Source organism: Profundibacter sp. (assembly GCF_056498605.1).
On the sequence record NZ_JBSMEZ010000088.1, the window covers coordinates 1 to 11,686 of the forward strand.

Consider the following 11,686-nt stretch of genomic DNA (forward strand, 5'->3'; position numbering starts at 1 on the left):
GTGGTGCCGTTCTTTATCAACGATTACTGGGCCAATGCGGTTCTGGTGCCGTTCCTGATCTATGTGATCGCCACGCTGGGCCTGAACATTCTGATCGGATATTGCGGACAGCTGAGCCTTGGCACCGGCGGGTTTATGGCGGTGGGGGCGTTTGCATCTTATAAGCTGATGACGTCTTTCCCCGATGTTTCTATCATCATCCACATTCTGATTGCCGGCGTGATCACTGCGGCGGTGGGGATGCTGTTTGGACTGCCATCCTTGCGGATCAAAGGCTTCTATCTGGCCGTGGCCACGCTCGCCGCGCAGTTCTTTTTGGTGTGGTTGTTCAACCGCGTGCCGTGGTTCTACAACTATTCCGCTTCTGGCCAGATCAGCGCGCCGGAACGCACGGTTTTTGGCATCAACGTCACCGGCCCGAACGTGGACGCATGGGCGCAATATATGGTCTGCCTGATCTTTGTAGTGGGTGCCGCGTGGCTGGCTCGTAACCTGACGCGCGGAAATCTGGGCCGCAGCTGGATGGCGATTCGCGATATGGATATTGCGGCTGAAATCATCGGAGTGAACCCGTTGAAAGCAAAACTGACCGCCTTTGGCGTGTCATCATTTTTCATCGGCATCGCGGGTGCGTTGCTGTTCACCGTCTATCTGGGCGCTGCCGAAGTTGGCGAAGCCTTTGGCATCGGTAAATCATTTCTGGTGTTGTTCATGGTGATCATCGGCGGGCTTGGATCAATCTTTGGATCATTTGCGGGGGCTGCATTCATGGTGCTGCTACCGGTGCTATTAAAAAACGTGCTGGTTGGCGGCACGGGTTGGCCCACGGACGTAGCGACACATGTCCAGTTTGTCATCGTTGGCGGGCTGATCGTGGCCTTCCTGATTTTGGAGCCACACGGGTTGGCGCAACTATGGCGCGTCACCAAGGAGAAACTAAGGCTTTGGCCATTTCCGCATTAGGGCCCGCATAGGGTATGGCCGAACATAACAGATCGGGAAAACCCCGGCTTGGGATTATCGAGACTACAATATCAACGGAGGAGAACTACTAATGAAACTTAAACTAGCAACAATGGCTGTGGCCGCGGTAATGGCCGCTGCACCAGTGATGGCCGAACTGGTCTATCCGTCGCTATCATATCGCACGGGTCCATATGCGGCGGGTGGTATCCCGTTTGCGGATGGCTATGCCGATTATTTCACGCTGCTGAACGAGCGTGACGGCGGCATCGGTGGCGTTATGACGTCCGTGCCTGAATGTGAAACCGGCTATTCCACCGAAAAAGGTGTGGAATGTTATGAGTCCACCAAAGACAGCGGCGCATTGGTCTATCAACCACTGTCGACCGGCATCACCTATCAGCTGATCCCGAAAGTGACAGCCGATGGCATTCCGATGCACACGATGGGGTATGGTCGTACATCTGCAGCGAACGGTAAAGTGTTCAGCAACGTGTTTAACTACCCTGCCAACTACTGGAATGGCGCGTCAATCGCAGTGAACTATCTGCTGTCGATTAATGGTGATGATATCAAAGGCAAAAAAGTTGCGCTAGTGTATCACAATTCGGCCTACGGCAAAGAGCCTATCCGCACCTTGGAAGAACTGGCCAAAAAGCACGGGTTTGAATTGAGCCTGCTGGCTGTTGACCACCCTGGCCAAGAGCAAAAATCGCAATGGCTGCAAATCCGCCGCGAAAAACCCGACTATGTTCTGATGTGGGGCTGGGGCGTGATGAACCAGGTTGCTATTCAGGAAGCCGCAAACATCAAGTTCCCGATGGAAAACTTTATCGGTATCTGGTGGTCCGGCGCGGAACATGACGTTCTGCCAGCAGGTATGGCGGCTAACGGCTACAAGGCGCTGACGTTCCACAATGTAGGGAATGATTTCCCAGTCTTTGCCGACATCCAGAAATATGTTGTGGATACTGGCAAGGCAGCCGGTGCTGGCGACCAGATCGGCACAGCGCTCTATAACCGCGGCATGTATGCAGCGATGCTTGCAGCCGAGGCGACACGCAAAGCGCAAGAGATGACTGGCAACGCCCAGATCACAGCATCAGATATGCGCGACGGCATGGAAGCGCTGGAAATCACCGAAGAGCGGATGACAGAATTGGGTATGCCCAACTTTGGCCCATCGTTCAAAGTGTCCTGTGCCAACCATGGTGGTCCTGGCACTGGGGCAGTTGCCCAGTGGGATGCCGCTGCTAAAAAATGGAGCCTAATCACAGATTTCGGCCCATCGGATGGTGACGTTATCGGTGCGCTGATCGAAGAAGATTCGTATGCCTATGCCACTGAGAACAACATCACACCGCGTGATTGTAACTAATCCAACTGCCCGGGCCGCGATATTGCGGCCCGGGCAAATTATTGACTATTCAGGACATGTAAAATGCTTGACGCCACACAGACACAAGAGACCCTGTTAGAGGTCAACAACATCGAGGTGATCTACAACCATGTGATCCTTGTGCTGAAAGGCGTTAGCCTCTCGGTCCCAAAGGGCGGTATTACCGCGCTGATGGGCGGCAACGGGGCGGGGAAAACCACCACTCTGAAAGCAGTTTCAAACCTGCTAGGGTCTGAACGCGGCGAGGTAACCAAAGGTTCAATTTCGTATCGTGGCAAAAGCATTGAGGGGATGAATCCGTCAGATATGGTCAAGCAAGGCGTTATTCAGGTGATGGAGGGGCGTCACTGTTTTGAGCACCTGACCGTCGAGGAAAACCTGATGACTGGTGCCTATACACGGTGTGATGGCAAGGGGGCTGTGAGCGCTGACCTTGAAATGGTCTACGACTATTTCCCGCGCCTGCGTGAGCGACGTAAATCACAGGCGGGATATACATCGGGTGGCGAGCAACAGATGGTTGCTATTGGCCGCGCGTTAATGAGCCGCCCTGAAACCGTGCTGCTGGACGAGCCGTCAATGGGACTGGCCCCGCAGCTGGTGGAACAGATTTTCGAGATTGTGAAAAAGATTAACGAGGAAGAAGGCGTGTCGTTTCTGCTGGCCGAGCAGAACACCAATATGGCGCTGAAATACGCGCATTACGGATACATTCTGGAATCCGGCCGTGTGGTGATGGATGGCCCTGCGGCAGACCTGCGCGAAAACCCTGATGTGAAGGAATTCTATCTGGGGATTTCGGATGAGGGGCGTAAATCATTCCGTGATGTGCGCAGCTATCGGCGTCGCAAGAGGTGGTTGAGCTGATGCGGGGCGAAGGGATGCAGTATTTTGACGAGCTGGAAACCCGCTCTGCCGATCAGCGGGCTGCCGAGCAATTGGCCGATTTGCAGGAACAAATTCTGCGGGCGCGTGCAGTAAAAGGCGCCTGTCGGCTGGAGGGGCCGGAGCTGAAGGCTCTGGATGATCTGGCCACCTATCCGGTGCTGCGCAAATCCGACCTAAGCAAATGGCAGGCTGAAAACCCGCCGTTCGGTGGTTTTGGTGTTTCGAATGTGGCGCATATATTCCAATCCCCCGGTCCAATTTACGAGCCTGGCGGAATTACCCATGACTGGTGGCGCATCGGGCGGTTCCTGCACGCGTGCGGGATCGGTAAAGGTGATATTGTTCAAAACTGTTTTGGCTACCATCTGACCCCTGCTGGCATGATCTTTGAATCAGGTGCGCGGGCTGTGGGTGCAACAGTTTTACCTGCGGGCACAGGGCAGACCGAATTGCAGGCGCGTGCAGCGCATGATGTCGGGGTGACGGCCTATGCAGGCACGCCTGATTACCTGAAGGTGATTTTGGACAAGGCGGAGGCGATAGGGCTTTCGCTCAACATCTCGCGGGCGGCAGTTGGCGGCGGGGCGCTCTTCCCCTCGTTGCGACAAGAATACGCCGACCGCGGGGTCCTGTGTTTGCAGAATTATGCCACCGCTGATTTGGGCAATATTGCTTATGAAAGCGAGGCCCAAGAGGGCATGATTGTTGACGAAGGTGTGATTGTCGAAATCGTTACACCAGGTACTGGCATCCCTGTTGCGATGGGCGAAGTTGGCGAGGTCGTGGTGACCACGCTGAACCCTGATTACCCGCTGATCCGGTTTGCCACCGGCGATCTAAGTGCTGTGATGCAAGGGGAAAGCCCATGCGGGCGGACCAATATGCGCATCAAAGGCTGGATGGGCCGTGCCGACCAAACAACCAAGATCAAAGGCATGTTTATCCGCCCCGAACAGGTCGCGGATTTCGTTGCGAAACATGACGAGGTCAGCCGCGCCCGCGTCATTGCCAGCCGTGATGGCGAGATGGATGTGATGACTGTTCAGATCGAAACGGATGCAACAGATGCGGAGCGTTATTTGATATCATTGACCGACACGCTAAAATTAAAGAGCAAGATTACGCTGATGAAAAAAGGCAGCTTGCCAAATGATGGTTTAGTGATCGAGGATCAACGAAGTTACGATTGATCTGGTCCAATAGCAAAGGAATGCGCCATGATGTTGAAATTGAAACTGGTGGCGCTTGTCGGTGCTTTGATTGTAACGGCGCTGCCGGCACTCGCCAAAGACGTCGCGCTGGTGATCGGCAATAGCAACTACCGCAACCAGCCTAGAACGCTGGATGCAGGGCGCGTTGACGGGGCTAGGGATGCACTTGCGGTGGCCGGATTTCAGGTGATTTATGGTGAAAACCTGACCAAAAGCGAGCAGAAGGTCATAGTCGGTGAATTCTACGCGGCCGCAAGGGATGCGGAGCGCGTTGTTGTTGTGGTAAGTGGCCAGATCGCGTCAAGTGCACGGGACAGTTGGCTGTTGGGCGTTGATGCGGATCAGCCGAATGTGTTCACTGTTGGGGGTGCCGAACTGTCACTGGGGGCGTTGATGGATGTGCTGTCGCAAAAGCCTGGTGCGGCGCTGATGTTCGTCGCTGAAAATGACGATAGTATTTACCTAAGCGACTGGATGACGCCCAATGCTGAAAAGCTGACTGTCGGGCAAGGGGTGACATTGGTGCGCGGCCCTACCCGTGAAGTGGTGCAGTTTTTAGAGCAATCGGTGCTGGTCCCGGGTCAGAGCATAGGCAAAGCGGCTGAACAGGTGCCTAACCACACTGTGGTGACAGGGTTTATATCAAACACAATGCCGTTTTTGTCGGAAACAGCACCTGTGGGCGTTGACGTGGTGCGTGATGACGACTTTGCTTATTGGAAGGCTGTGCAGGCAATTGGCACAGTTGAGGCGATCCAGAGCTATGTGGATCGCTACCCTCAAGGTAAGTATATTCGCCCCGCGAGGGATGCCATGTCGGAGCTGCAAGCCCAGCCAGAAATTCAAGCGCAGGCGGACGAGGAGCGGCTGAAACTAAAGCGCGCGCAACGCCGCCAAATCCAGCGCAATCTGTCGATATTGGGGTTTAACCCGCGCGGGATTGACGGCCTGTTCGGGCGCGGATCGCGTGCCGCAATCGGTGCATGGCAACAATCGCGCGGGATTGACGGGTATGGCTATCTGACGGGCAACCAGATTTCTGCATTGCAGAGCGCTGCTGATGTCCGGTCCCAAGAGTTGGAGGAAGAGGCGCGCCTGCGTCAGGAAGAACAGGACCGGCAGGATGCAACATATTGGCGCCAAACGGGACGCGATGGCACCGAGGCCAGCTTGCGAGCTTATCTGAAACGCTATCCGGACGGGCTGTATTCCGAGATCGCGCAGACGCGGGTTGAGCAGTTTGACGGGGAACGCCGTGCGGAAGCAGCGGCTGTCGAGCGGGAATACTGGGATGATGTGCAATCTGTGGGATCGGCGGGGGCATATCGGCAATATTTGCAGAAATACCCGCGCGGTGCATTTGCACGTGTTGCAAAAGAGCAGTTGGCGCAATTGGAGGGGCCATCAAGGGATGAGGAATTGATCCGCCGTGCGCGTGCGGATGAAGCACGGGTTGCGGGGAACGGGATCGCACGTTTGTTGGTGGAACAGAAATTGCAGGCGCTGGGGTTAAAGCCGGGGCGTGTGGACGGGAAGTTTGATGACAAAACACGGCGCGCGGTGCGTAAATTCCAACGGGCGCGACAAATTCCGGTGACTGGGTATGTGACACAGCAAACGATTGTAAGGTTGTTGGCGGCGCGGTGAGCGTAAAGGCTTGCCAAAGAAAAGGCCGCCTGAGCAATGCTCGGCGGCCTTTTCCAATTTGGTATTGTTGGTTTTAACCCTGACGGGCTTTGAACCGTGGGTTCGTTTTGTTGATCACGTAAACACGGCCTTTGCGACGCACAATGCGGCAATCGCGATGGCGGCCTTTGAGTGAGCGCAGGGAATTGCGAACTTTCATAACCTTCTCCTCGTATCGCGGCGCAGCGGCGCCTCTGTTTCAAATTCGTCCCCGAAGTATGGGGCATATGGTGGGCACTACTGGGATCGAACCAGTGACCCCTTCGATGTCAACGAAGTTCTCTTCCGCAGAGCTAAGCGCCCATATGGCCTAATTAATCCTGGCGCCCCAAAAGATGAGGTGCGCGGCAGAACCACGTCGGTCTGCTGGTCTATAAAAGGAGTCGGGGCAGTGATCAAGGGCTTTTGATACTTGTGATAAATAGGCTATAGATGATGTGACAGGAGAGGGAATGCTAAAGCGACCATATCAGCTAAAGATGCCCGATGATCGCACCACAAGTGTGATTTTTGCCTCGCCTCATAGCGGGCGCAGTTATTCGTGGGCGTTTTTGCGCAAAACAGTGCTGGATGAAATGGCGATACGGTCAAGCGAGGATGCGTTTGTTGATCTGTTGTATGCCGATGTGCCATCATTCGGGGCGCCGCTGCTGGTTGCCAAAACGCCCCGCGCTTTTGTTGATCTGAACCGCAATGCAGACGAATTGGATCCGGCGTTAATTGATGGGGTGCGGAAAACGGCGCATAACCCGCGTGTGGCGTCTGGGCTGGGGGTGATTCCGCGGGTTGTGTCGAATGGCCGCCAAATATATCGCGGCAAGATTTCAAGGATGGATGTCGAGACACGGCTGGCGACCCATTGGCGGCCCTATCATACGGTGCTTGAACGGTTGATTGAACAAAGTCACCAGATGTTTGGCGAGGCGATTTTGATAGACTGCCATTCAATGCCACATGAGGCAATCAATACCATCACGAGGGTAGGAATCCCAAAGGCCGAGGTTGTGTTGGGTGACAGGTTCGGGGCGGCTGCCAACAGTGATATTGTGGAGCGGATCGAGGCAGCGTTTGTCAGTGCGGGGTTGAAAGTTGTGCGAAATACGCCGTTTGCCGGGGCCTATATTGCCCAGCATTATGGTCGGCCGTCACGAAGCCAACATGCGATCCAGATTGAAATTGACCGGTCACTTTATATGAACGAGCAGATGATCCGGCCGAACGGGAATTTCCAGAGCTTTCAGAAGTTGATCAACACAATCGCAAAAGAAATAACCCAGATTAGTGCTACAAAACTGCCATTGGCTGCCGAGTAGTGACCGCGCCGGATTAGCTGGCGGCTGCTTCGCCCTTCCATTTGCGTAAGCCCCGCACCAGTTTTTCAGACCTTGCAGAAAAGTCGCCATCCAGGAGTGCCGTTGCGCCAGGGGTATTGCCTGTCGTTGCCATTTTCAGGACATCCGCCGCGCAGATATGGAATTCGGCATGCAGCCTTTTGATCACGTTATAGGGGGCACCGGCGCGGGTTGCGCCGTCAATGTCAGTGCCATGCAACCATTTGCCAAAGGCACATTTGTCATCACAGCGTACTTCCTCGACACTGTGGTCGCTTTTGCCCTTGTTAACGGCAGTGCGCAGCTTGATTTTCCAACTGCCATGTGCGCCGATTGCATTGTTGATCTGGTTTATTAGATTTTCATTCGACATTGCGTGTTTCCATTCTAATGGCTGTTTTAGGTCAGGTATTGATCAGATGGCTTCGCGTTTCCATTTCTGTAATCCGCGCACCAGCTTTTCTGATTTCTGGGTAAAATCCCCGTTAAGCAGTGTCGTTGCTTCGGTCCCATGCCCGGACGTGGCAAGATCCAGAACAGAGCCCGCGCATTTATGGAATTCAGCATGCAATCGATTGATGACGCGGTAAGGTACACCCATACGGGTTTCAGCATCAAAATCGGGGCTGCGAAGCCATTTGCCAAAGTTGCAATTCTGATCGCAGCTGACATCAGTAACAGTCAGGTCGCTGTAACCTATTGTAATTGCTGTTTTTAGTTTAAGTTTCCATGCCCCATGAGAGCCGATTGCTTCTTTGATGTTCTTTGCGAGTTGATCCATTGAAATTCCATGTTCGTCTTAGTTTTATCAGGATCGACAATGACAAACCGAAATTAATACGGCGTGAATATTGGGCAGGTTGAAATAAATCCTAGGTATTTCATCGCAGAGCACGGCCTTTTTTAATTGCATCATGTCCGAATTTCTCACGAATTTTGTCGGTGGCCCGTTCGGCAGCGGCACGCTTGGCGGCATCCTGATCCAGCAGGTCGACAGAAAGGTCGGCGGTGTCGGCATCGGACAGCTCGCTGATACCGACACCGATCAGGCGGTATGGGCCTTCATCTCCGACATTTGCCATCAAATCCCGCGCGGTGCGATAGATGCGATCCGCCATCTGGGTTGGGTCATACAGGCTGACGCGTCGACTAAGCTGGGTGTGGTTGGCGCGCTTCAGTTTCAGGGTCACGATGCGCCCAGCTTGGCCCTTGGATTTGGCCCTTGTCGACACCTGTTCGGACAGACGAAAGATATGACCATCCAGCACGGTCATATCGGACGTATCGGTTGAAAATGTCGTTTCCTTCGAGATGCTTTTGACCGGCGCGTTGGTGGACACGCGGCGCACATCCTGACCACGGGCAAGGTGCCAAAGCCGATCCCCCATCGCGCCGAAACGTGCGCCCAAGTCCTTGCGATCCCAGCGTAAAAGGTCGGAAAAGGTGCGGATACCAGCGCTGTCCAGTGACACCTGCATCGCCTTGCCGACACCCCAGATCATCCGCACCGGTTTGTCCCGCAGGAACGCGTCTGTCTCGGCTTTGCCGATCACCGAAAACCCGCGCGGCTTGTCCAGATCAGAGGCGACTTTGGCAAGGAATTTGTTGTGTGAAAGGCCGATGGATCCGGACAGGCCCAGCTCGTCTTCCATCCGGTTCACCAGCCGCGCCAGCATCACCGCAGGCGGCGCGTGGTGCAGTTTTTCGGTGCCGGACATATCCAGAAATGCCTCGTCCAGTGATAGAGGTTCGATGGATGGCGTCAACTCGTCCATCAGCTTGCGAATATCGCGCGAGGCTTGGGCATAAACGCTCATCCGGCCGGGGACCACTACCGCATCAGGGCACAATTTTAACGCCTGAAACATCGGCATGGCCGAGCGCACACCTTTGATTCGGGCGATGTAACAGGCGGTCGACACCACGGAGCGGGGGTGACGCGAGCCGATGATTACCGGCTTGTCGCGGATTTCGGGATTATCGCGTTTTTCGACCGAGGCATAGAAGGCGTCACAGTCCATATGGGCGATGGTCAGGGTGAACAGTTCGGGGTGCTCCATCACCCGCGGGCTGCAGCAATTCGGGCAGCGGGGGCCGGTGTCAAACGGGGTCAGGCAATCACGGCACAGGGCGGGCATGGGTGGGTTCCGGTTTGGAGAAACTGTGTATGGATAGTATATGGAAAACGTATGGGTTTGGTATGGGTAATATCGGCATGGATTTTCACGGGGCAAAACTGGCGTTGATAAGCGGTGGCCATGTGCTGACGTTGCTGCGAGATGACAAACCCGACATCCCGTTCCCTGACATGTGGGATTTCCCGGGGGGCGGGCGTGAGGGAAGCGAGACACCGAAAGATTGCGTGCTGCGGGAGTTGTGGGAAGAATTCGGGCTGCGCCTGTCTGAGGATGATCTGGTTTATGGTGCCCATCGGGAGGGGGTTTTGCAAGGGCAGGCCCGCATCTGGTTTTTCGGGGTCGTGGTGCAGGGGTTTGATCCGGCACAGATCAGGTTCGGAGATGAGGGGCAGAAATGGGAGATGATGTCGATCGAAACTTATCTATCCCACGCAAAAGCGATCACGCATTTGCAGGACGGGTTGCGAGGGTTTCTGGGGTATTTGGAGCGGGGAAAGGAAAGCATTGCCGATGATTAGTTCGGGAAAGTCGGAATGCCTTTTCATTTGCCCAATTCATGCCCATATTGGGGCTATGACGAAAAAGGATTGTGAGAATGAATAGAAAGGGCGGACCATTGGATATTGAACAAATTATTGCTGAATTATTAGGCGGTAATATTGTGCTGCTGATTTTGGCAGCGCTGATTATCATTGCGATCTTCAAGGCTATTCGCATTGTGCCGCAATCGGAAAAATATGTGGTTGAGCGGTTTGGCAAGCTGCGTTCAGTTCTTGGGCCTGGCATTAACGTGATTGTGCCGTTTCTGGACCGTGTGCGCCACAAGGTTTCGGTGTTGGAGCGCCAGTTGCCGACCCATTCGCAGGATGCCATTACAGCCGACAACGTTCTGGTGACCGTCGAAACCAGCGTGTTTTACCGCATTCTGGAACCTGAAAAAACCGTTTACCGGATCCGCGATGTGGATGCCGCGATTTCCACCACTGTGGCGGGGATTGTGCGGTCTGGTATCGGTGAAATGGAGCTGGACGAAGTGCAGTCAAACCGTCAACAGTTGATTGCCAAAATTCAGGAACAAATTGCCAAAGCCGTGGATGACTGGGGCATCGAAGTGACCCGCGCCGAAATTCTGGATGTGAATCTGGATCAGGCCACCCGCGAGGCGATGTTGCAGCAGTTGAATGCCGAACGCGCCCGTCGTGCCCAAGTCACCGATGCCGAGGGCACCAAGAGGTCGGTCGAGTTGAATGCGGATGCCGAACTTTACGCCGCCGAGCAAAAAGCCAAAGCGCGCCGGATTTCTGCCGATGCCGAGGCTTATGCAACCGAAGTGGTCGCGAAGGCGATCAAGGAGCATGGCATTGAATCCGCGCAGTATCAGGTGGCACTAAAGCAGGTCGAGGCGATGGCCGAGATTGGCAAAGGCTCGGGCAAGCAAACCATTATGCTGCCGAGCAATATTGTTGATGCCTTTGGCGATGCGTTCAAAATGCTGAAAGGAAAACCATAATGTGGACCACATGGTGGGCCTGGATGGCCGGTGCGTTGTTGCTGGCCATTCTTGAGGTTCTGGCCCCGACACATATTTTACTGGGCTTTGCCATTGGTGCGTTCATCACTGGCGGGTTGTTGTATATCGGCGGGGCGGCTGCGTTTTTTGTCACCTCGCTGCCCTATACGCTGGCGTTTTTCGCGGCGGTGTCTTTGGTGGCGTGGCTGGTGATGCGCCGCGTGTTCGGTCTGCGCATGGGCGAGGTGAAAACCTGGAGCAAGGAAGAAGATATCAACGACTGACCTTTGTCGTCAGTCGGCCCCACATCCTGTTAATTCCGGTCAGGGTTTTGCCCTTTGCCAGCCATGAGATGGCAAAGGCCAGCACGCCCAGCGTTTCCCACCAGAACAGGTAATTGTATTGATCCCGCGCGGCCTGTTTTGCGGGCTGCACGAAGTAGATTGTCAGTGCTGCGATGGCCAGAATGATCACGAGGCCACAGGCGACAAAGTTGATGTTGCGGTATGTCCAGATGATTTTGCCCTCTGGAGTGCGATCCCCTTTGGTGAACAGGAAGA

14 protein-coding genes and 1 tRNA gene are annotated in these 11,686 nt (G+C 54.6%); 9 read left to right on the forward strand and 6 right to left on the reverse strand.

The window, feature by feature from the left end; genetic code table 11:
* From ACWB12_RS08840 to ACWB12_RS08860, 5 genes are all read left to right on the forward strand, one after another.
* The coding region (locus ACWB12_RS08840) for a branched-chain amino acid ABC transporter permease (protein ID WP_479529710.1) at positions 1 to 963 on the forward strand (963 nt) is incomplete at its 5' end.
* A gap of 91 nt (positions 964 to 1,054) precedes the next feature.
* On the forward strand, positions 1,055 to 2,341 hold the full coding sequence (locus ACWB12_RS08845; protein ID WP_479529711.1) for an ABC transporter substrate-binding protein: 1,287 nt from the start codon (positions 1,055 to 1,057) through the stop codon (positions 2,339 to 2,341).
* A gap of 63 nt (positions 2,342 to 2,404) precedes the next feature.
* Positions 2,405 to 3,229, forward strand: coding sequence for an ABC transporter ATP-binding protein (locus tag ACWB12_RS08850; protein WP_479529712.1), 825 nt, complete (start codon positions 2,405 to 2,407; stop codon positions 3,227 to 3,229).
* Positions 3,229 to 4,440, forward strand: a complete 1,212-nt coding sequence (locus tag ACWB12_RS08855) for a phenylacetate--CoA ligase family protein (RefSeq protein ID WP_479529722.1) — start codon at positions 3,229 to 3,231, stop codon at positions 4,438 to 4,440. Before ACWB12_RS08850 ends, ACWB12_RS08855 begins: the two co-directional genes overlap by 1 nt.
* Positions 4,441 to 4,467: 27 nt before the next feature.
* On the forward strand, positions 4,468 to 6,108 hold the full coding sequence (locus ACWB12_RS08860) for a peptidoglycan-binding protein (protein WP_479529713.1): 1,641 nt from the start codon (positions 4,468 to 4,470) through the stop codon (positions 6,106 to 6,108).
* 73 nt (positions 6,109 to 6,181) lie between these two features.
* Here ACWB12_RS08860 and ykgO read toward each other — a convergent pair whose 3' ends face one another.
* A complete protein-coding gene (gene ykgO / locus ACWB12_RS08865) occupies positions 6,182 to 6,307 on the reverse strand; it encodes a type B 50S ribosomal protein L36 (protein ID WP_479529714.1) in 126 nt (41 codons plus the stop codon).
* Positions 6,308 to 6,375: 68 nt separating this feature from the next.
* Positions 6,376 to 6,450 (reverse strand) — tRNA-Val (locus ACWB12_RS08870).
* Between the two features lie 149 nt (positions 6,451 to 6,599).
* Between ACWB12_RS08870 and ACWB12_RS08875 the strand changes: the two genes are divergently transcribed.
* Positions 6,600 to 7,460 (forward strand): N-formylglutamate amidohydrolase, encoded by an 861-nt coding sequence (locus tag ACWB12_RS08875; protein ID WP_479529715.1) that lies wholly within the window; start codon positions 6,600 to 6,602, stop codon positions 7,458 to 7,460.
* Positions 7,461 to 7,473: 13 nt separating this feature from the next.
* Here ACWB12_RS08875 and ACWB12_RS08880 read toward each other — a convergent pair whose 3' ends face one another.
* From ACWB12_RS08880 to ACWB12_RS08890, 3 genes are all read right to left on the reverse strand, one after another.
* Complete coding sequence (locus tag ACWB12_RS08880) at positions 7,474 to 7,851, reverse strand: CZB domain-containing protein (protein WP_479529716.1); 378 nt, start codon at positions 7,849 to 7,851, stop codon at positions 7,474 to 7,476.
* A 42-nt stretch (positions 7,852 to 7,893) separates the two neighbouring features.
* A complete protein-coding gene (locus tag ACWB12_RS08885; RefSeq protein ID WP_479529717.1) occupies positions 7,894 to 8,259 on the reverse strand; it encodes a CZB domain-containing protein in 366 nt (121 codons plus the stop codon).
* A gap of 100 nt (positions 8,260 to 8,359) precedes the next feature.
* Entirely contained in the window at positions 8,360 to 9,616 is a 1,257-nt protein-coding gene (locus tag ACWB12_RS08890; RefSeq protein WP_479529718.1) for a DNA polymerase IV, read from the reverse strand.
* 29 nt (positions 9,617 to 9,645) lie between these two features.
* Here ACWB12_RS08890 and ACWB12_RS08895 point away from each other — a divergent pair, with 29 nt between their 5' ends.
* From ACWB12_RS08895 to ACWB12_RS08905, 3 genes are all read left to right on the forward strand, one after another.
* Positions 9,646 to 10,134, forward strand: coding sequence for an NUDIX hydrolase (locus ACWB12_RS08895; RefSeq protein ID WP_479529719.1), 489 nt, complete (start codon positions 9,646 to 9,648; stop codon positions 10,132 to 10,134).
* Between the two features lie 98 nt (positions 10,135 to 10,232).
* Positions 10,233 to 11,126, forward strand: a complete 894-nt coding sequence (locus tag ACWB12_RS08900) for an SPFH domain-containing protein (RefSeq protein WP_479529723.1) — start codon at positions 10,233 to 10,235, stop codon at positions 11,124 to 11,126.
* Positions 11,126 to 11,410, forward strand: a complete 285-nt coding sequence (locus ACWB12_RS08905) for an NfeD family protein (RefSeq protein ID WP_479529720.1) — start codon at positions 11,126 to 11,128, stop codon at positions 11,408 to 11,410. Before ACWB12_RS08900 ends, ACWB12_RS08905 begins: the two co-directional genes overlap by 1 nt.
* Here the strand turns inward: ACWB12_RS08905 and ACWB12_RS08910 are convergent.
* The coding region (locus ACWB12_RS08910) for a hypothetical protein (RefSeq protein WP_479529721.1) at positions 11,400 to 11,686 on the reverse strand (287 nt) is incomplete at its 5' end. The genes ACWB12_RS08905 and ACWB12_RS08910 overlap by 11 nt on opposite strands.

Excerpts from the sequence above, each read along its gene's own strand:
- ACWB12_RS08845 (WP_479529711.1), top strand. The coding sequence starts at position 1,055 with ATGAAACTTAAACTAGCAACAATGGCTGTGGCCGCGGTAATGGCCGCT.
- ACWB12_RS08850 (WP_479529712.1), top strand. The coding sequence starts at position 2,405 with ATGCTTGACGCCACACAGACACAAGAGACCCTGTTAGAGGTCAACAAC.
- ACWB12_RS08855 (WP_479529722.1), top strand. The coding sequence starts at position 3,229 with ATGCGGGGCGAAGGGATGCAGTATTTTGACGAGCTGGAAACCCGCTCT.
- ACWB12_RS08860 (WP_479529713.1), top strand. The coding sequence starts at position 4,468 with ATGATGTTGAAATTGAAACTGGTGGCGCTTGTCGGTGCTTTGATTGTA.
- ykgO (WP_479529714.1), bottom strand. The coding sequence starts at position 6,307 with ATGAAAGTTCGCAATTCCCTGCGCTCACTCAAAGGCCGCCATCGCGAT.
- ACWB12_RS08875 (WP_479529715.1), top strand. The coding sequence starts at position 6,600 with ATGCTAAAGCGACCATATCAGCTAAAGATGCCCGATGATCGCACCACA.
- ACWB12_RS08880 (WP_479529716.1), bottom strand. The coding sequence starts at position 7,851 with ATGTCGAATGAAAATCTAATAAACCAGATCAACAATGCAATCGGCGCA.
- ACWB12_RS08885 (WP_479529717.1), bottom strand. The coding sequence starts at position 8,259 with ATGGATCAACTCGCAAAGAACATCAAAGAAGCAATCGGCTCTCATGGG.
- ACWB12_RS08890 (WP_479529718.1), bottom strand. The coding sequence starts at position 9,616 with ATGCCCGCCCTGTGCCGTGATTGCCTGACCCCGTTTGACACCGGCCCC.
- ACWB12_RS08895 (WP_479529719.1), top strand. The coding sequence starts at position 9,646 with ATGGATAGTATATGGAAAACGTATGGGTTTGGTATGGGTAATATCGGC.
- ACWB12_RS08905 (WP_479529720.1), top strand. The coding sequence starts at position 11,126 with ATGTGGACCACATGGTGGGCCTGGATGGCCGGTGCGTTGTTGCTGGCC.